Annotated in this window: 18 protein-coding genes; 8 read left to right on the plus strand and 10 right to left on the minus strand. The window is 63.5% G+C overall.

Annotated features, from left to right (window positions below; genetic code table 11):
• Positions 1-42: 42 nt before the first annotated feature.
• Positions 43-555, minus strand: coding sequence for a MarR family winged helix-turn-helix transcriptional regulator (locus tag NEK97_RS08705; protein WP_235517812.1), 513 nt, complete (start codon positions 553-555; stop codon positions 43-45).
• Positions 556-720: 165 nt separating this feature from the next.
• Between NEK97_RS08705 and NEK97_RS08710 the strand changes: the two genes are divergently transcribed.
• A complete protein-coding gene (locus tag NEK97_RS08710) occupies positions 721-2,886 on the plus strand; it encodes an MMPL family transporter (RefSeq protein ID WP_257369413.1) in 2,166 nt (721 codons plus the stop codon).
• Between the two features lie 185 nt (positions 2,887-3,071).
• Entirely contained in the window at positions 3,072-4,049 is a 978-nt protein-coding gene (gene trxB, locus NEK97_RS08715) for a thioredoxin-disulfide reductase (RefSeq protein WP_257369414.1), read from the plus strand.
• Positions 4,050-4,063: 14 nt separating this feature from the next.
• On the opposite strand, the gene NEK97_RS08720 is transcribed toward trxB, so the two are convergent.
• The 4 genes from NEK97_RS08720 to NEK97_RS08735 form a co-directional block, all read right to left on the minus strand.
• Complete coding sequence (locus tag NEK97_RS08720; protein ID WP_257369416.1) at positions 4,064-4,405, minus strand: hypothetical protein; 342 nt, start codon at positions 4,403-4,405, stop codon at positions 4,064-4,066.
• Between the two features lie 3 nt (positions 4,406-4,408).
• Positions 4,409-4,864: a prevent-host-death protein gene (locus NEK97_RS08725; RefSeq protein ID WP_235517806.1), complete on the minus strand. Its 456-nt coding sequence runs from the start codon at positions 4,862-4,864 to the stop codon at positions 4,409-4,411.
• Between the two features lie 49 nt (positions 4,865-4,913).
• Positions 4,914-5,771: a prephenate dehydratase gene (locus NEK97_RS08730; protein WP_235517805.1), complete on the minus strand. Its 858-nt coding sequence runs from the start codon at positions 5,769-5,771 to the stop codon at positions 4,914-4,916.
• Positions 5,772-5,868: 97 nt separating this feature from the next.
• Positions 5,869-6,594, minus strand: a complete 726-nt coding sequence (locus tag NEK97_RS08735) for a helix-turn-helix transcriptional regulator (RefSeq protein ID WP_257369418.1) — start codon at positions 6,592-6,594, stop codon at positions 5,869-5,871.
• A gap of 66 nt (positions 6,595-6,660) precedes the next feature.
• On the opposite strand from NEK97_RS08735, the gene NEK97_RS08740 reads away from it, so the two are divergent.
• The gene (locus tag NEK97_RS08740; RefSeq protein ID WP_257369420.1) at positions 6,661-7,296 is read left to right on the plus strand and encodes a flavin reductase family protein; all 636 of its coding nucleotides are present in this window, start codon (positions 6,661-6,663) and stop codon (positions 7,294-7,296) included.
• A gap of 57 nt (positions 7,297-7,353) precedes the next feature.
• On the opposite strand, the gene NEK97_RS08745 is transcribed toward NEK97_RS08740, so the two are convergent.
• The gene (locus NEK97_RS08745) at positions 7,354-8,766 is read right to left on the minus strand and encodes an aldehyde dehydrogenase family protein (RefSeq protein WP_257369422.1); all 1,413 of its coding nucleotides are present in this window, start codon (positions 8,764-8,766) and stop codon (positions 7,354-7,356) included.
• Positions 8,767-8,927: 161 nt separating this feature from the next.
• Between NEK97_RS08745 and NEK97_RS08750 the strand changes: the two genes are divergently transcribed.
• Positions 8,928-9,572, plus strand: a complete 645-nt coding sequence (locus NEK97_RS08750) for a LysE family translocator (protein ID WP_257369423.1) — start codon at positions 8,928-8,930, stop codon at positions 9,570-9,572.
• On the opposite strand, the gene NEK97_RS08755 is transcribed toward NEK97_RS08750, so the two are convergent.
• Positions 9,573-10,163 carry a TetR/AcrR family transcriptional regulator gene (locus NEK97_RS08755; protein WP_257369425.1) on the minus strand — a complete coding sequence of 197 codons (591 nt, stop codon included), beginning with the start codon at positions 10,161-10,163 and terminating at the stop codon, positions 9,573-9,575. It lies immediately after the preceding gene.
• Between the two features lie 122 nt (positions 10,164-10,285).
• On the opposite strand from NEK97_RS08755, the gene NEK97_RS08760 reads away from it, so the two are divergent.
• From NEK97_RS08760 to NEK97_RS08770, 3 genes are all read left to right on the plus strand, one after another.
• Positions 10,286-12,253, plus strand: coding sequence for a primary-amine oxidase (locus NEK97_RS08760; protein ID WP_257369427.1), 1,968 nt, complete (start codon positions 10,286-10,288; stop codon positions 12,251-12,253).
• Complete coding sequence (locus NEK97_RS08765; protein WP_257369428.1) at positions 12,225-12,689, plus strand: hypothetical protein; 465 nt, start codon at positions 12,225-12,227, stop codon at positions 12,687-12,689. The genes NEK97_RS08760 and NEK97_RS08765 overlap by 29 nt, the downstream gene beginning before the upstream one ends.
• 87 nt (positions 12,690-12,776) lie before the next feature.
• A complete protein-coding gene (locus NEK97_RS08770; protein ID WP_257369431.1) occupies positions 12,777-14,108 on the plus strand; it encodes an APC family permease in 1,332 nt (443 codons plus the stop codon).
• Here the strand turns inward: NEK97_RS08770 and NEK97_RS08775 are convergent.
• Together NEK97_RS08775 and NEK97_RS08780 are read right to left on the minus strand one after the other, a co-directional pair.
• Entirely contained in the window at positions 14,086-14,982 is an 897-nt protein-coding gene (locus NEK97_RS08775; RefSeq protein ID WP_257369432.1) for a sigma-70 family RNA polymerase sigma factor, read from the minus strand. The genes NEK97_RS08770 and NEK97_RS08775 overlap by 23 nt on opposite strands.
• A gap of 17 nt (positions 14,983-14,999) precedes the next feature.
• A complete protein-coding gene (locus tag NEK97_RS08780; protein WP_257369434.1) occupies positions 15,000-15,458 on the minus strand; it encodes a carboxymuconolactone decarboxylase family protein in 459 nt (152 codons plus the stop codon).
• Positions 15,459-15,551: 93 nt separating this feature from the next.
• Here NEK97_RS08780 and NEK97_RS08785 point away from each other — a divergent pair, with 93 nt between their 5' ends.
• Positions 15,552-16,589 (plus strand): zinc-dependent alcohol dehydrogenase family protein, encoded by a 1,038-nt coding sequence (locus NEK97_RS08785; RefSeq protein ID WP_257369436.1) that lies wholly within the window; start codon positions 15,552-15,554, stop codon positions 16,587-16,589.
• Here the strand turns inward: NEK97_RS08785 and NEK97_RS08790 are convergent, their stop codons facing one another.
• The gene (locus tag NEK97_RS08790) at positions 16,590-17,825 is read right to left on the minus strand and encodes a pyridoxal phosphate-dependent aminotransferase (RefSeq protein WP_257369438.1); all 1,236 of its coding nucleotides are present in this window, start codon (positions 17,823-17,825) and stop codon (positions 16,590-16,592) included.
• Between the last annotated feature and the right edge of the window lie 19 nt (positions 17,826-17,844).

Below are 17,844 nucleotides of genomic sequence, written 5' to 3' on the forward strand. Positions count from 1 at the left end.
TTATTTCGCGTTTTGAGCGCTGAAAACGCGGACTAATGCGAGCTAGTTGGATTGGGGGTGCGTGGCTTCCTCGCGGGCAGCCATCGTTGCTTCCACCATGTCCGTCATGAAGCGGCTGACAAGGTCCAGTTCCTCGGCACTGTAAGCGGCCATGGCCTTGCCCATTCGGAGGGCCAGCGGCATGAACATGGCGCTGCCGTCGCGGTAGGCCTTGGGCGTCATATGGAGTTGGACCTGCCGACGGTCAGTGCCCAGCCGCTCCCTGACAACGTGCCCGGACGCATGGAGCCTGTCGATCAATGCCGTCGTGGCAGGGGAACTAAGCCGGAGCTCGGTCCGCAGGACGCCAGGAGTGACCACCCGGCCCGCGGCGGAGTGGCGCATGATCACGGCGAGCGCATTCAAGTCCGTGCGGTGCATGTCGTTGCGTCCGCCGGCTGCGTCGACGTAATGGTTGGCTTCGAGTGTGAAGTCCTGGAGGAGCCGTACGAGTTCCTGCGGGGCTGCGTTCTCGGGCCTGCCGGCGTCATGGCGCGGAGCTGATGGGTCAGACATTGCGCCCTCCTGCCAGCGTTCGTCTCTTGTTTACTGCCTTCCGGATATTACTCCCAGCTGCCACAGATTCCGGCATCAGTTGATGGGCACTCTTGGAATAGTTCCATCATAGAGATAATCTATGATGGAATAAAGCCCTTGATCATCCCTGGAGAAGAAGGACATATGAACGCGCAGAAAGTACCGTTCTGGCTGAGATGGCTGGTACCTGTGGTGCTGGTCATCACTTGGCTGGGTATCGCCGGCATTGGCGGCCCGACGTTCGGCCGGCTCAGTGAAGTGTCCTCCAACGACCAAGCCTCATTCTTGCCTGCCGGCGCCGAAGCCACCGAGGCCGGTGAATGGCAGGCCAAGTTCAGGGATTCGGAAGAGATCCCGGCAGTGGTCATCGTCGAAAACGACGCTCCTTTCAGCCCCGCCCAGCTGGCTCAAGCAGCCAAGCTCAAAGGCGACATTGAGGCACTCAAGCTGGGGAGCGCCGTCGTCGGCCCCATCCCGTCGCAGGACAGCAAGGCTGTTCAGTTCATTGTCCCCATGGCTTCCTCGGACGAGCTGAGGGAAAAGGTCAAGGAGCTGCGCGACGTGGTTCAGCCGGGGGCTCCGGATGGCATGAAGGCGTTCGTTACGGGGCCTGCCGGGCTGACCGCGGACCTTGTGAATGCGTTCGGCGGGATTGACGGCATCCTGTTGCTGGTGGCCCTGGGGGCAGTGTTCGTGATCCTGCTGCTCGTCTACCGGTCCGTGGTGCTGCCTCTGGCGGTACTCTTCACGTCGGTGTTCGCGCTGTGCGCAGCGATCCTGCTGGTCTTCGGTATGGCCAAGCTCGGCTGGATCCAACTCAACGGACAAAGCCAGGGCATCCTGTCCATCCTGGTGATCGGTGCCGCCACGGACTACGCGCTGCTCTATGTGGCGCGTTTCCGGGAAGCGCTGACGCACACCACCAACCGCACCCGGGCCGTCATCACTGCGTGGAAGGCTTCGTTTGAGCCGATCCTCGCCTCCGGCGCCACGGTCATCATCGCCCTGCTCTGCCTCCTTTTCTCCGACCTCAACTCGAACAAGGCGTTGGGGCCCGTGGCTGCGGCCGGCATCCTCTGCTCTCTGTTCGCTGCGCTGACTCTTCTGCCCGCGCTCATGGCACTGCTGGGCCGCGCAGCCTTCTGGCCCTTCCGGCCCAAGCTACTGCCCGACGACGAACGCGAACCTGAGCTTGTTACTGGCCTTGAGGGGCAGAAGGGTCTCTGGAAGGGCGTCGGAACCCTGGTCTCCAAGCGCCCGCGTGTGGTTTGGATCGCCTCTGTGCTCCTGCTGCTCGTGGCCTCCGCCGGGGTGCTGCAGCTCAAAGCCAACGGCGTCCCACAAACCGACGTCATCCTGGCCAAGTCCGATGCTGTGGACGGCCAGAACGCGCTGGCGCGCCATTTCGACGCCGGCAGCGGCAGCCCCGCCGTCGTGGTCGCCTCCCAGGGCGCCGCGCAGCAGGTCCTGGAAAAGGTCAAAGCGGCCGACGGCGTGGGCGACGCTTACTTCCTGGCTGACGGGAACGTGCCGATCACCGGAGCTCCGGGCGCCCCCTCCGAACCGGCAGTCCGCGATGGCAAGGTGCTGATCAACGCCACGTTGAACTCTGCGGCCGATTCGATCGAAGCAGAGAACGCCGTGAAGGCCCTGCGAACCGAGGTCCGGGACGTTGACTCCCAAGCCCTGGTGGGCGGTGTGACGGCCACTGCGTTGGATACCAACACCACCGCGCAGCGTGACCTGGTAGTCATCATCCCGGTGGTCCTGGTGGTCATCCTGTTCATCCTGATGCTCCTGTTGCGATCCGTGGTGGCGCCAGTACTCTTGGTGCTCTCCGTGGTGCTTTCTTACGCGGCAGCCCTTGGTGTCTCTGCATGGGTGTTCAACGGGATCTTCAAGTTCTCCGGAGCTGATGCCACCGTGCCGTTGTTCGGATTCGTGTTCCTGGTTGCGTTGGGGGTGGACTACAACATCTTCCTGATGAGCAGGGTCCGCGAGGAATCCCTGAAGCACGGGACCCGCCCCGGTATCCTCCGTGGCCTGGCCGTAACCGGTGGCGTCATCACCTCCGCAGGCGTGGTGCTGGCCGCGACGTTCGCAGCCCTGGGAGTCATCCCGATCATGTTCCTGGTGCAGTTGGCGTTCATCGTGGCATTCGGGGTGCTGCTGGATACGGTGCTGGTCCGCTCGCTCCTGGTGCCCGCACTTGCCTACGACATCGGGGCCAAGATCTGGTGGCCCAGCAAGCTGGGACGCGGTATCACCCCACCTCCGGTGAAGGAACGTGAGGCATCGGTTGTCCGATAGGCCTTGATTGCCGGGCGGGTACTTGTTGCACTTGAACAAGTACCCGCTTCAGCTTAAGGAGATTGTGTGGCCCAGGATCCGCAACGAAAGGCGTCCGTACTGTTCGTCTGTGTGCACAATTTGAAACTTTGATCGACTCGTTGATCCCCGCTGCCAGCTGAACTCGACCACCAGGAGCGTCTCCCATGAGTAACGAACAACTGATTATCATCGGGTCCGGTCCTGCCGGTTACACGGCAGCCATCTACGCTGCACGTGCCGGTCTGAAACCCCTGGTCCTGGCCGGGTCGGTGACTTCCGGCGGCGCGCTCATGAATACCACCGAGGTGGAGAACTTCCCCGGCTTCCCGGCCGGCATCCAGGGCCCCGAGCTCATGGACGGCTTGCAGGAACAGGCCGAAAAATTCGGGGCCCGCATAGTGTTCGACGACGTCACCTCGGTCTCGCTGCAGGGTCACCTGAAGAGCGTGGTCACCGGAGGCGGCGAAACCCACGAAGCACCGGCCGTCATCCTTGCCACGGGCTCTGCGTACAAAGAACTTGGCTTGCCCGAGGAGAAGAAGCTCAGCGGACACGGCGTCTCCTGGTGTGCCACCTGCGATGGATTCTTCTTCCGCGAACAGGACATCATCGTGGTGGGCGGCGGTGATTCCGCCATGGAGGAAGCGACCTTCCTGACTCGGTTCGGGAAGTCAGTGACCGTCGTCGTGCGTAAAGGTGAACTTCGCGCTTCCCGGATCATGGCGCAGCGTGCCAAAGATAACCCGAAGATCAGCTTCGCCTGGAACTCGGCCATCACCGCAATCCACGGAGACACAAAGGTCACAGGCGTGACGCTCAAGGACACCCGCACCGGAGAAACCCGCGAACAGGCGGCGGCGGGCATCTTTGTGGCGATCGGCCACTTGCCGCGGACGGAACTGGTGGCCGGCCAGGTGGAGCTCGACGCCGAAGGCTACATCAAGGTTGACTCACCCACCACGTGCACCAACCTTTCAGGAGTCTTCGCCTGCGGTGATGCCGTTGACCATCGCTATCGCCAAGCCATCACCGCTGCGGGAACCGGATGTGCTGCGGCGTTGGACGCTGAGCGCTATCTCGCCGCCTTGGAGGACGCAGCCAGCATAGCGACGGCGCTGGTGGAGGAACCGACGCACTTCTAGGTGGACTTGGGCAGTTACTTGGTTTCGTTCGGGTGGTGAGTGTGCACTTGTTCCAGATAGACCACTTGTTCCACGACGAAGAACCAGATTCTGGCGTTGCCCTTGAGCGTTGGCTTGTGCTGCCAGCGCTCATACGTCGAGCCGTTGTGGGTGACAAGCCCCAACTCGCCACGCAGTGGGTAATTGGTTGGAGTGCTGAGTTGAGGTGTCCGCGTGAGAAAGTCCCAAGAGTCAGCCAGCGCATTACGAGTGGTTGCTCGCAGATCTATCCACCCGCGTCTCGCTTGAACAGAGGCGAACCGAAGTTCGTATTCAGTCTTTTTTATAGGGCGCTCAACCTTTGAATCCTTCGCCATGCCCTAGGGACGCTCTACGGGTTCGGGCTCTTCAAGCCACTCAATGGGTTCCCGGCCCAGACCGGCTGCCATTGCCGTTGCCGACTCACGCCAAGCAGTCAGCTCGGCAATGGCCAGGTGAGGTTGGTTCGTAGCGAACGACGCCCGGGCAGCTGCCAAAATTCCGCTCGCACAGGTTTCCTGGTCGGCTTTGCTCAGAGCCAGCATCCATGGGAAGCGGTCGCTCATGCGGCCGGCCAGCGTCCCCTCGGTGCTGGTTGAGACAGCCACGAGTTGGGCTGCAAGCTCCAGAAGGGAAACTCTAGCTTGATCTGCGCTTTCTGACATCAATACGAGTGCCTCCCCATCTCGGCGGGTGACCCGGACAGGGTGATCCGCCGCGGCCGCAAAGACCTCTGCGGAAGACCTGCTGAGCTCAGAAGACTGGAAAGTTGTCCTTGAGGTGGTGGCGGTACTCATGCCCTCAATTGTATTCAGAATGTGTTCTGAATGAAAGATGGCTTGCCTTTCAGGCCTTGACCGTGTTCCGTTCGCGGTATCCGTCGGCTGCGTAGACGCCCAGGACCCGGACTTCGGTGGTGAAGAATTCGAGTTCCTCAAGCGCGCGCCGGAGGCGTGCGTCCTCGGGGTGGCCTTCAACGTCGGAAAGGAACATTGTGGCGGCAAACTCATCGCCCACCATGTAACTTTCGAGCCGGGTCATGTTGAGGCCATTGGTAGCGAATCCGCCCAGTGCCTTGTAGAGGGCTGATGGAACGTTGCGGACGCGGAACACGAAACTGGTGATCGCCGGACCCGGCAGTTCTTCCTTGGTGGGAAGCTCGCGTTCCCGTGCCAGGACAACGAAGCGGGTGGTGTTGGTGGGGTCGTCCTCGACGCCGGACGCCAGGACCTCCAGGCCGTACAGTTGGGCGGCAAGCGGCGGCGCCAACGACAGTTTGCGGGGATCGTTCCAGTCCCTGACTTCACGGGCTGAACCCGCCGTGTCGCCGGCGATTACAGGCTTGAGGCCCGCTTCGCGGATGATCCGGCGGCACTGTCCCAGTGCGTGGATGTGACTGTGGACCTCCGTGGCGCCTTCAATGGTGCTGCCCGGAATTCCCATGAGGTCAAAGCGGATGGGCAGGAAGTATTCGCCCACGATCTGCAGTTTCGACTGGGGAAGGAGAACGTGGATGTCGGCCACGCGGCCGGCGATGGAGTTCTCGATCGGGATCATGGCAAGGTCAACCGCGCCGGTGGCGACGAGCTCAAACGCGTCCTCAAAGCTGGCACACGGAACGCTTTCGAGTTCGGGGAACATTTCCTTGCACGCGAGGTCCGAGTTGGCTCCGGGCTCGCCTTGGTACGCAATCTTCTGGGACATGGTGCTCATGCTTTCACGACGGGTATGCGGCTGCGCAAACGCGTCCGCCCTGTGACCCGACTATGGGCCGGTGTTGCCGTGATCGGGTGCGGTGCGGTCATCCTTGCAGTCGCCGTTCTCCCCGCGCTGGTTCGAGCCCGAAGTGCCTTTTCATTTCCATCACGCCGAGGTCAGTGATCTTCAGGGCCCGGCTTTGAGGCGTGGGAAGTACCCATCCGCTGGCAAGGGCATGCCTGCAGATCGCCCCGCCCACCAGCCCAGCCGCATGGTACTGGCGCCCGGTCCAGTCCAAGCAAGTTCGTATCAGCGGTCTTGTTCCTTGTCTCTCGATTGAGATTCCGGCCCGCGCCAGATCCTGCTCACCTTTGGGGGTCAGCTGTACCCCGGAGTCGAGATTGATGATGTTCCTGGCGACGAGGGCGTTCATCAAACTGACCCCCAGGTCACCTGCAAGGTGGTCATAGCAGGTGCGGGCCCGCCGTAGGGCTTGGTCACGAGTGATGGAGGTGTACGAGCGGCGATTGCTGGGAACCGGCTCGACGTGGCTGGCCATGGTCTCGATCAGCTCCGCGATCCGGGCATCTTCCAGCCGCACGTAACGGTGCCTGCCTTGGCGTATCTCCGTGAGTATCCCTGCTCCGATGAGCTTGTTGAGGTGCTCGGTGGCTGAAGACTTCGGCACCTGGGCGTAGTTTGCCAGTTCAGAGGCGGTCCATGCGCGCCGGTCCAAGAGCGCCAGGCAGAACGTCGCACGAGTCCTGTCAGCAAAGAGTGCAGCGAGGGAAGCAAACCCCTCTCCAGCCGGAAGAACGTCGGTAGCCATGCGTCCATTATTGGCCCTGCATAGTTCGGTCCGTGCCGAACCGTTGGCGCCCTACGCTTCTAAACCATGTCACCGCATATTGAATTGGACCCCAAGATCCTTTACTTCGGCACACCCGTGGTCTTGGTTTGCACTGAGAATTCCGATAGATCCTTTAACCTCGCACCTATCTCCTCCGCGTGGGCGCTTGGTCGCACCATTGTCCTGGGGTTAGGGGAGGACGGGCACACCATCAGCAACCTCCGCTCACGCCCGGAGCTGACCTTGAACTACCCCGAGCCCCACCTTTGGCCGGCTGTCGAGCGGCTTGCTTCGCTGACAGGAGCGAATCCGGTGCCACCGACGAAACCTGCCCGCACTACCTTCGAAGCCAACAAGTTCGCGGCCGCCCGACTCAACAGCCAAGGCTCGGTTGGTGTTCGTCCGCCGCGGGTACAGGAGTGCGGCATTCAACTTGAAGCCCGCGCGACAGTAATCTCTCCATCAGGCGCAGGAGAATTTGCGGTCGTCGAATGCCAGGTGGAGAAGATCCACGTGCGCGAATCCTTGGTCCTGCCGAATACCCAGCACATCGATCCGACGCAATGGGAACCGTTGATCTACAACTTCAGGCACTATTTCGGGCTCGGCCCGGAACAAGGCTTCTCCTACCGTTCCGAAACCCCGGGAGGGCGCCCGAAAACCCAACTGGGCAGCAGCTAACGCCCTTATGGGAAAGTCCAAAGGGCGTTAGCAGCTACCTGGTTTGGGAAGGAGATGTCAGCCGTTGATGACCTGCGGGACGCCCAGGGCCTTGAGGCCTTCGGCGCCGAACTCCAGGCCATAACCGGACTGCTTTGCGCCACCAAACGGGACACGGGGGTCCACGGCGCCGTGCTTGTTGATCCACACGGTTCCGGCTTGGATACGGGCGGCGACTTCGCGGGCCGCGCCCAGGTCGGACGACCAGACCGAGGCGCCGAGTCCGACGTCGAGCGCGTTCGCCTTGGCGACTGCCTCGTCAACGGTGCTGTACTTGATGATGGGCAGGGCAGGGCCGAACTGTTCCTCCGCGACCAGCGGGTTGTCGTTGTCGATGTCCGCCACCAACGTCGTCGGGTAGAAATTGCCGGGCTGGTCAGCGTCAGGGTTGCCGCCCACCAGGATGCGGGCGCCCGAGTCGCGGGCGGCCTCAACCAGCCGGGCCACGATGTCGTACTGCTGCCGGTTCTGCAGCGGGCCCAGGACGTTGTTCTCGTCCAGTCCGTTACCCATGGGCATGGCGGCAGCGACGGCGGCGAGCTCCGTGCACACGGCCTCGTACTGGGATTCGTGGACGTAGAGTCGCTTCAGCGCGGCGCAGGTCTGGCCGGTGTTGATGAACGCGCCCCAGAACAGACCCTCAGCAATGGCTTTGGGATCCGAGTCGGGGAGGACGATGCCGGCGTCGTTGCCGCCGAGTTCCAAGGTGAGGCGCTTGACGGTGTCGGCCGAGGAACGGATGATCGCCTTGCCCGTGGCGGTGGAACCGGTGAACATGACCTTGCCGATCGCGTCATGCGAGGCCAACGCTTCGCCGACATCACGGCCGCCGGACACCACGCTGAGCAGCCCCTCAGGAAGCTCTTCGTTGATGATGGCAGCCAGCGCCAGCACTGACAACGGTGTGTACTCGGACGGTTTGACCACGACGGCGTTGCCCATGCGCAGTGCCGGGGCGATCTGCCAGACGGTGATCATCATGGGCCAGTTCCACGGTCCAATGGCACCCACGACGCCGATGGGCCGGTAGTGCAGTTCGGCGTGGGTTTCGCCGTCATCCACCACGGTTTCCGGGTCGAGCGGCGTAGCGGCGGTGGCGCGCAGCCACGCCGCGCAGGCGCCGACTTCGAAACGCGCGTTCGGGCCGTTCAACGGCTTGCCTTGCTCGCGGGAGAGCAGTTGGGCGAGCTCTTCGGCGGACCGTTCGACGGCGTCGGCTGCTTTCAGGAGCGCAGCGGATCTGGCGTCGTGACCCAAGGCAGCCCATGCGGGTTGCGCTGCTGCTGCAGCGTCGATCGCAGTTTGAAGGTCTTCGACGGTGTGAACAGGGGCTTCGCCAACCGCCTGACCCGTGGCCGGGTCGAAGATGGTGAGGCTGTTCTGGCCGGGGGCTGGTGTGATCGATGCCAGCAGGGCGTCGTAAGTCTCCATTGGTACTCCGCTCGGGTAGTAAGTCTTGGCGGCCGGTTAGGCACGCGGCGATGTTTCCAGTGTGGTGGGCGTCACGGGTATGGGCCTTGTCTATGCACGAACAGCCCTTGACGGGAAGTGAACGCTTTCCCTCACGGCGCCCGTCCCTGATAATCGAGCTTGTGACCCTTGCTTCCCTCGCGGCCTTCGCTGGCCTCTGCCTCGTCTTGTCCGTGACACCAGGCCCTGACACATTCCTCGTGTTGCGGATTGCGTTGAACCGACCCAGTGCGGGGATTGCTGCCGCCGCGGGTTCGGCGGCTGGCGCGATTGTCTGGGCAGCCCTGGTGGGCGTCGGGCTGGCCGCACTTCTGGAGCAGTCGGCCGAACTGTTCCGTTGGCTCAAGATCGCAGGTGGTTTGTACCTGCTGTACCTGGGCGTCTCCTCATTCATCAAGTCCCGGAAAGCCGCCAAGGCCGCGACCATGGACGGGGCAACGGAGAATGCGCCCCTCCCTTACAGCCGGCTTTCCGCTTTGGGTGCCGGAGCGCTGTCAACGCTGCTCAACCCCAAGGTTGGGCTCTTCTACTTGGCCGTGGTCCCGCAGTTCATTCCGCACGGCGGCGACACCATGGGCACTTCCCTGATTCTGGGAGTGGTGGTGGCCGTCATTGCCTTCGCGTACCTCTCGATGATCGCGATGGTCGCTTTCAAGGCCATGCGGTGGCTGAAGCGGCCCAAGGTGAGCACCGCCGTCGAGCGTGTCAGCAGCGGCGTGATCGCGGGCCTGGGCGTTGGTGTGGTGGCGTCGGGGGCAGCGAGCTAACTATCCAGCCAGCAGTGCCAGGTAGTTGTCCAACTGCCCGGCAAGGTCCTGCGAAAAGTTTTCGTCGGGGGACAATGCCGCCACGATCTGCGCGCCGAGCATCATGTTGAGCAGGTGGTCGGCGACGGCGGCGTCACCGATGGGGGTGCTGATCTCACCGGCCGCGCGGGCTGCTGCGGCATGCGCCGTGATGGTGGTGTGCCACTGGTTCATGGATTCGCTGTGGAGGGCGGCCATGTCGGCGTCGTTCAGCGCTTTCTGCCAGAACGGGATCACGATGCGGGCTTCGTTGACGCGTTCTTCATCCAGCGGCAATACCTCCGCGCAGAACGCCCGCAGCGCCGCTACTCCCGCCAGCCCTTCAGTCATCGAGGCGATGCGCTGGTTGGTGCGGTTGAACACGTGCCCGAACGCCGAGGTCAGGAGCATGTCCTTGGTGGGGAAGTAGGGCTTGAGGGCGCCGTTGGCGAAGCCGGCTTCCTCGGCGATTTCGCGCATGGTGGCGCCTTCCATGCCGAGCCGGGCAATGATCCGCCACGTTGCGTCGACCAGCTCGAGGCGTCGTTGATCGTGGTCCACAATCTTTGGCACTGGGTGGTCTCCCGGAAAAATAATCGGCGGAAAGGTCTTGTGACTCATCTTACGTTTTGGTTATTCTCTACACCTATAGAAAATAAATCCTGACCGCACGCGGTCCCGGACAAGAGGCAGCCATGACGCCCACAGCAACTGAGACAGCCGCCATTGAGGAAACGCAGTACCGACTTGCCGCGGGTGCCGAAATCTCCCAGGTCCAGGGAATCCTGCAGGCCGCCGGACACCTCGGCCCCGAAAAGCGGATTGCCTACCTGGGGCTGGTGGACCCCTCCCGCGGACAGGCAGACGAAGACCGTCGCTTCCGCATCTTCATCCACGACATCTCCGGTGGCGCACCCACGGACATCCTGGTCTCCGTGACCCGCGGCGAGGTCCTCTCCGCCGTCGAGCTTGACACCAAAGTCTCCGGCGAACTGCCTGTCCTGGAAGAAGAGTTCGAGGTAGTCGAGACGCTCCTGGCAACTGATGAGCGTTGGCTCGCGGCGCTCGCGGCCCGCGACCTCGACGTCGCCAAAGTCCGGGTGGCGCCGCTGTCCGCCGGCGTCTTCGAGTACGACGACGAGAAGGGCCGTCGCATCCTCCGCGGACTGGCTTTCGTGCAGGACTTTCCCGAGGACAGCGCCTGGGCCCACCCGGTGGATGGCCTGGTTGCCTACGTGGACGTAGTCAACAAGGAAGTCACACAGGTGATCGACCTGGGCGTGATGCCCATTCCGGCTGAGCACGGGAACTACACGGACCCGGAACTGACCGGCCCGCTCCGGGAAACCCAGAAGCCCATCAGCATCACCCAGCCGGAGGGCCCCAGCTTCACGGTCACCGGAGGCAACCATGTGGAGTGGGAAAAATGGAGCGTGGACGTCGGCTTCGACGTGCGCGAAGGAGTTGTCCTCCACAATCTGGCGTTCCAGGACGGAGGCAAGAAGCGGCCCATCATCAACCGCGCCTCGATCGCCGAAATGGTGGTGCCCTACGGCGATCCCTCCCCAATCCGGTCATGGCAGAACTACTTCGACACCGGCGAATACCTGGTGGGCCAGTACGCCAACTCCCTGGAACTCGGCTGCGATTGCCTGGGCGATATCACCTACCTGAGCCCGGTCATCAGCGACGCCTTCGGTAATCCCCGCGAAATCCGCAACGGCATCTGCATGCACGAGGAAGACTGGGGAATCCTCTCCAAGCACTCCGACCTCTGGACCGGCATCAACTACACCCGCCGCAACCGCCGCCTGGTGATCTCCTTCTTCACCACCATCGGCAACTACGACTACGGCTTCTACTGGTACCTCTACCTGGACGGCACCATCGAATTCGAGGCCAAAGCCACCGGCGTTGTGTTCACCAGCGCTTTCCCGGAAGGCGGCTCGGACAACATTTCCCAGCTCGCGCCAGGACTTGGAGCCCCCTTCCACCAGCACCTCTTCAGCGCGCGTCTGGACATGGCCATCGATGGCTTCACCAACCGGGTGGAAGAAGAAGATGTGGTCCGCCAGGCCATAGGCCCAGGCAACGAGCGCGGCAACGCGTTTTCCCGCAAGCGTACGGTCCTGGCCAAAGAGTCCGAGGCCGTCCGGGAAGCCGACGCGCGCGCCGGAAGAACCTGGATCATCTCCAACCCCGAATCCAGGAACCGCCTGGGCGAGCCTGTTGGCTACAAGCTCCACGCCGAGAACCAGCCCACCCTCCTGGCAGACCCGGGTTCTTCCATTGCCAAACGCGCCGCATTCGCCACCAAGGACGTGTGGGTCACCCGTTACGCGGACGAGGAACGCTACCCTACGGGCGACTTCGTGAACCAGCACTCCGGCGGCGCCGGGCTGCCCGCGTATGTGGCCCAGGACCGCGACATCGACAGCCAGGACATCGTGCTGTGGCACACCTTCGGCCTCACGCACTTCCCCCGCGTCGAAGACTGGCCGATCATGCCTGTGGACACGGTTGGCTTCAAGCTGCGCCCGGAAGGGTTCTTCGACCGCAGCCCGGTGCTGGACGTTCCAGCCAACGCCTCGGGTTCAAGCTGCCACGGCGAGGCCGGCGCGTCAGGCGAAGAGCATGGCGAGCCAGCCGGGCACTGCCACTAACGTGGCCACGGCCATCAGTGGAGGGCGGGCCCGGCCCGTCCTCCACCCGCGTGCCTGCGCCGTCCTGACGGCACTCTCCTGCGTGGTGCATCTTGGACTCGCAGCATCAGGGCACCACGACGCCTGGCTGGGTGTCCTCATGATCGCCCTGGCAGCCGTGTGCTTCCCCTGCACAGTCCACATCTGGCGCCACAGCCGCGTCGGTGCACTCCACCAAGTCACCGGCTCAGCCCTTGCCATGGTCGCCCTGCACGCTGTGCTGCTGCTCGGAGCGGGCGGTTCCGGACACGCCCATGGCGGCAGGCCGGCGTCGAACGTTGTTGACACAACCGGGGCAACTCAACTCCTGCTGGTGATCGGACTGGAAATCACGACGGCGTTGCTCGCCGCGACGCTGGTGGCCCGCCTCAGGCGGGTCCGGGCGCAGTCCAACTAACCGGAGTGCCCGCAAATTCGGCAGGATATTGCTGTTCGCAGGCAGTATCCCTGCTTGTTGGGAGCCTTCCGAATACTGTTCAGTGGAATGGTGAATAAAGCGGTCAATGGTTCGGGTCTGGGTCTCTTCCGTGCAACGGGAATCTATGTTGGTGCCATTCTTGGTTCAGGCGTGCTGGTTCTGCCCGCCATTGCCGCTCAGGTGGCTGGGCCGGCGTCGATATTGGCGTGGGGCTTGCTCCTGGTGTTCTGCACGCCCGTGGCATTTAGTTTCGCCGAAATGTCCCGGCAACAGCCCGACGCCGGTGGCATAGCAACGTTCGTCACGAGGGCCTTCGGGCACCGGGCGTCAGCAGTGGCCGGCTACCTGTTCTACTTCGCGATTCCCTTCGGCGCGCCCGCGACCGCGGTGATTGGCGGGGAGTACATCGCCCACGCCATGGGAGGTGGCCGGGAGACGGCCCTTATTGCCGCCGGGCTGATCCTGGCGGCTGGTTTTCTGAGCAACGCGGTGGGCATCAGGGTCTCCAGCAAACTGCAGCTGCTCCTCATGGTCTTGCTGGTTGCTTTGCTTGCCTTCGCTGTTGCCGTGGCCGCGCCGTATGCCCGGGCGGAGAATTTCGAGCCCTTCGCTCCGCATGGCTACTGGGCTGTGGGAGGTGCGGCCAGCTTGTTGTTCTTCTGTTTCGCGGGGTGGGAAGCCGTCACCCACCTGGCCGGCGAGTTCCGCAACCCCGAGCGTGACCTGAAGCGGGCAACTTGGCTGACGCTCGTCGTCGTCGGTGTGGTGTACATCGGGCTCGTGGCTGCATGCGTAGCAGTCCTGGGCCCCGCGCTTGCGGGCAGCAGCGTCCCGGTTGCCGAGCTGCTGGCGAAAGGGCTCGGCCCTGCGGCAGCACCGGTGACCGCCGTCGCGGCGGCGGTGCTCACGTTCGGTCCGTTGAATACTTTCGTGGCCGGTGCCAGCAAGCTCGGTGCCAGGTTGGCGTCCGACGGCGTGCTGCCGCGGGCTTTGGCGCGCGGCGCCGGGCCGGGGGAGGTCCCATCGGTGAGTCTCGGCGTCCTGGGCGTGTTGGCGTCGATCTCCTTTGCTCTCGCCGCGACCGGTTTGCTGAGCATGGAGTTCCAAATTGGGGCGGCCTCGGCGTGCTTCACCGCGGTGACGGCCTTTGGCTTGGCCGCCGGAGTGGTACTTCTCCGCCGTGGAACTCCGGCTTGGTACGGGGTGATCGTGGCGGCGGTGGTGATGCTCGTTGTGCTCGTGTTCAGCGGATGGGCGCTGCTGGTCCCGGCCGGCCTGGGTGCGGCGGCCCTGGCTGCCTGGCGAGTTCGCGGGAAGCCTGCCGCTTCGCACGGAAGTTTCCAGACGAACCCGCAGCCTTCCCGCGAACTCGCGGCTAGGAACGGGAGACCCTCGTAAGTTTGTCCGGATTGGACACTTGCCGCAGGCCCCGGATGCTTCCATCCGGGGCGGCGTCCAGCTCCATGACGTCGGAGCGGCCGTTATGCCTGAGCACCAAAGCCGCTCCGCCGTTGATCTCCACAACCCAGGCCCGGATCGGCTCCACAGGATCGAAGTCCACTGCCTTGCCGAGGATGCCCGCAAAGAAGCGTGCGATCCTCGAGGCCCCGAACAGCGGGTTCATGGCGCTCTTGACCTTGCCACCGCCGTCGGCCCACAGCACTGCGTCGCGGTGGAGCATCGAGACCACCGTGTTGATCTCACCCTGCTCAATGGCTTGGACGAGTTTCTCCAAGGCACCCCGGTCCTTCGCCCGGGGTGCGGGTGCGTCGGGGTCAATATCCAGGCGGCGTTCGGCCCTCGAAATCAGCTGGCGAACGGCGGCCGGCGTCTTGCCCAGGACGTCCGCGATCTCCGGCGCGGTCATTCCGAAGGCGCGGTGCAGGACCAACGCCGCCCGCGCCTCCGGTGCCAGTTGCTCGGCCAGATGCAGCAAGGTCAAGGACAGCAGTTCGCGGTTGGCCACTGCCTCCTCCGGCAATTGGGCGGTGTCCACGGGCTCAGGCAGCCACGGTCCGGTGTAGTCCTCCCGCACCGCCGCGAGTTGGCGCACCCGATCGATGGAACGGCGCACGCACACGGTGGTCAGCCACGCCGGCCAGGAGTCCACGCGGCCGCCGTCAGTCTTCCGTTCCTGCCGTACGGCGTCGATCCCAACCTCGGAGACCACATCCTCGGCATGGCCGAAGTCGCCCAGCATCCGGTAGGCAATCCCCAGCAGGCGGTTCCGTTCGCTTTGCCACGCCACCGTGGCCGAGACTGCAAGCGTCATGCTGCCCACGTTACCGTTCAGACCAGCGGATTCTTCTCGTCCACCGGCGGCTCCATCTGTGTGCTGATCGCAATCCTGTTCCAAACATTGATGGTGGAGATCGCCAAGACCAAACCGCCCATCTGGCCGTCGTCGAAATGGGTTGCGGCAGCGTTCCAGATCTCGTCGGTCACAGTGTCGGGTCCCAACTGGGTCAAGGCGTCGGTGAGGGCAAGGACGGCCTGCTCGCGGGCGTCGAAAAAGACTTTCGAGTGCTGCCAGGCGGCCACAGCATGCAACTTCCGTGACGGGATGCCACGCTTGTGGCCATCGGTCGCGTGCATATCCACGCAGAAACCGCAGCCGTTGAGGATCGAGGCGCGGAGCTTGATCAGCTCATAAATATCGGGATCCACCGAGGTGCGGGCGTAGCCTTCCAGGCCAATGACGGCAGCGTAGCCGAGCTTGTTGCTGCGGCCGATGTTGATGCGGGTCATGCTGACTTCCCTTCAGAGTTGGTGCGTTACAACAGTGATGTCGGAAGCAGCAGCGAAAGTGTGACAGTGCTGCCCGATTGTTAGAGTCAGTCCGTGCGAGCAGTGATTTTTGATGAAGTCCGGACCCAGCCCTACGTTCGGGAGGTCGACAAACCGGAGGCACCAGCAGGGGGCGTTGTGGTGAAAGTGCTCGCTACGGGCATGTGCCGCAGCGACTGGCACGCGTGGGCCGGCCACGACGACATCGCCGTGCCCCATGTCCCCGGGCACGAGCTTGCCGGTGTCATCGACGCAGTAGGCGAGGGCGTCCGGAACTGGAAGGTGGGCGACCGCGTCACCGTCCCCTTCGTCTGCGGGTGCGGCACGTGCGAATGGTGCCTGGCAGGCGACGCGCAGGTCTGCCCCGAGCAGCAGCAACCCGGTTTCACCCACTGGGGATCGTTCGCCGAGTACGTGGCACTGCACGCAGCCGACAGCAACCTGGTTGCCATCCCGGACAATATTGAATTCACGACGGCGGCCAGCCTCGGCTGCCGCTTCGCCACGGCCTACCGTGCGTTGGCAGCCCGGGCGCAGGTCAAGGCCGGTGAATGGGTGACCGTGGTAGGCGCGGGAGGCGTCGGCCTCAGCGCCGTGATGATCGCAAAAGCCATGGGAGCGAGGGTCATTGCTGTGGACCGGAACCCGTCAGCCCTGGCTGTGGCCGCACGGCTGGGCGCAGAACACACGGTCCTCGCTGATGGCACGGACATCCCTGCCACCGTAAACGTCCTCTCCGGCGGAGGCAGCCACGTGGCGGTGGACGCCGTCGGAAGTGAACAGACCTGCGCCGACGCGATCCTCAGCCTCCGCCGCCGTGGCCGGCACGTCCAGATTGGTTTGCTGCCGTCCATCGACGGCAACCCGCAAGTGCCCATGGCAAGGGTGATCGGTTGGGAACTGGACCTGTTGGGCAGTCACGGCATGGCCGCTGTGGACTATCCGGGGATGATGACGCTCATCGAGCAAGGCTCGCTTGAGCCGCAGCTGCTGATCGAACGCACCATCGGCCTGGAAGAAGCGGCGGCGTTGTTGCCCGGCTTCGATCAGGCCAGTCCGGCCGGCATGACCATGGTGGACCCGGCCCTTTAGTCAGTTGGTTTCCCATGCCGGCCGGTTCCGGTATGCCGCGAGGAAGTGCGATATCCGGCGCACAGCTTCTTCGATGTCCTCCACTGCCGGCAGGATCACGAAGCGGAAGTGGTCCGGTGTTGGCCAGTTGAAGGCCGTGCCGTGCGAGACCAAGATTTTCTGCTCCTGCAGGAGTTGGAGGACGAACTTCTCGTCGCTCTCGATCGGGTAAATCTCAGGGTCCAAACGCGGGAACAGGTACATGGCGCCGGCGGCGGGGACACAGGAAACACCCGGGATGGCCGTCAACAGTTTCCAGGCCAAGTCCCGTTGCTCGCGCAACCGCCCGCCAGGACGAATGAGGGCCTCGATGCTCTGGTACCCGCCCAGGCAGGTCTGGATGGCGTGTTGCGCCGGAACATTGGCGCAGAGGCGCAAGGAAGCCAGCAGTTCCAAAGACTCACGGTACGCGGCAGTGGCAGCAAGTGGCCCCGTCACAGCGACCCAGCCGGCCCGGTACCCGGGCATGCGGTAGGCCTTGGACAGTCCGCTGAACGTCAGGACACACACGTCCTCAGCCACTGCCGCGGTGTGGATGTGGGGTGCGTCGACGTAGCGGATCTTTTCGTAGATCTCGTCCGAGAACAGCACGAGGTCATACTTCCGGGCCAGGGCGGCGAACTGCTCAAGGATGTGCCGCGGGTAGACGGCCCCGGTGGGATTGTTCGGGTTGATGATCACGATGCCCTTGGTGCGCGGGGTGATCTTCGCTTCGACGTCGGCCATGTCCGGCCACCAGTTCTCGTCCTCATCGCAGAGGTAGTGGACGGCTTGGCCACCGGTGAACGTCACAGCGGCGGTCCACAGGGGGTAGTCAGGGGCGGGGATGAGGATCTCGTCGCCGTTCTCCATGAACGCCTGGAGGGTCATGGAAATCAGTTCGCTGACGCCGTTGCCGATGAAGAGGTCCTCGACGCCGATGTTCATCAGTCCGCGGGTTTGGTAGTACTGCGAGATGGCGGTGCGGGCGGAGAAGATCCCTTTGGAGTCGCTGTAGCCCTGCGCTCCACGGAGGTGGTGGATCATGTCCACCACAACGGACTCCGGCGCTTCCAGGCCGAACGGTGCGGTGTCCCCGAGGTTCATCTTGAGGATCCTGTGGCCTTCCGCTTCCATGGCCTTGGCGGCTTGGAGGAGGGGACCGCGGAGTTCGTAGCGGACGTTCTGGAGTTTGCTGGAGTGCTGCATCGGACGCATGGTTGATCTTTTCATGGGA

This window comes from Paenarthrobacter sp. UW852 (assembly GCF_024608385.1).
Classification (GTDB): Bacteria; Actinomycetota; Actinomycetes; order Actinomycetales; family Micrococcaceae; genus Arthrobacter.

What these genes read in the sequence shown, in the direction of transcription:
- NEK97_RS08705 (WP_235517812.1), bottom strand. Translation starts at nt 555, where the DNA reads ATGTCTGACCCATCAGCTCCGCGCCATGACGCCGGCAGGCCCGAGAAC.
- NEK97_RS08710 (WP_257369413.1), top strand. Translation starts at nt 721, where the DNA reads ATGAACGCGCAGAAAGTACCGTTCTGGCTGAGATGGCTGGTACCTGTG.
- trxB (WP_257369414.1), top strand. Translation starts at nt 3,072, where the DNA reads ATGAGTAACGAACAACTGATTATCATCGGGTCCGGTCCTGCCGGTTAC.
- NEK97_RS08720 (WP_257369416.1), bottom strand. Translation starts at nt 4,405, where the DNA reads ATGGCGAAGGATTCAAAGGTTGAGCGCCCTATAAAAAAGACTGAATAC.
- NEK97_RS08725 (WP_235517806.1), bottom strand. Translation starts at nt 4,864, where the DNA reads ATGAGTACCGCCACCACCTCAAGGACAACTTTCCAGTCTTCTGAGCTC.
- NEK97_RS08730 (WP_235517805.1), bottom strand. Translation starts at nt 5,771, where the DNA reads ATGTCCCAGAAGATTGCGTACCAAGGCGAGCCCGGAGCCAACTCGGAC.
- NEK97_RS08735 (WP_257369418.1), bottom strand. Translation starts at nt 6,594, where the DNA reads ATGGCTACCGACGTTCTTCCGGCTGGAGAGGGGTTTGCTTCCCTCGCT.
- NEK97_RS08740 (WP_257369420.1), top strand. Translation starts at nt 6,661, where the DNA reads ATGTCACCGCATATTGAATTGGACCCCAAGATCCTTTACTTCGGCACA.
- NEK97_RS08745 (WP_257369422.1), bottom strand. Translation starts at nt 8,766, where the DNA reads ATGGAGACTTACGACGCCCTGCTGGCATCGATCACACCAGCCCCCGGC.
- NEK97_RS08760 (WP_257369427.1), top strand. Translation starts at nt 10,286, where the DNA reads ATGACGCCCACAGCAACTGAGACAGCCGCCATTGAGGAAACGCAGTAC.
- NEK97_RS08765 (WP_257369428.1), top strand. Translation starts at nt 12,225, where the DNA reads ATGGCGAGCCAGCCGGGCACTGCCACTAACGTGGCCACGGCCATCAGT.
- NEK97_RS08770 (WP_257369431.1), top strand. Translation starts at nt 12,777, where the DNA reads ATGGTGAATAAAGCGGTCAATGGTTCGGGTCTGGGTCTCTTCCGTGCA.
- NEK97_RS08775 (WP_257369432.1), bottom strand. Translation starts at nt 14,982, where the DNA reads ATGACGCTTGCAGTCTCGGCCACGGTGGCGTGGCAAAGCGAACGGAAC.
- NEK97_RS08780 (WP_257369434.1), bottom strand. Translation starts at nt 15,458, where the DNA reads ATGACCCGCATCAACATCGGCCGCAGCAACAAGCTCGGCTACGCTGCC.
- NEK97_RS08790 (WP_257369438.1), bottom strand. Translation starts at nt 17,825, where the DNA reads ATGCGTCCGATGCAGCACTCCAGCAAACTCCAGAACGTCCGCTACGAA.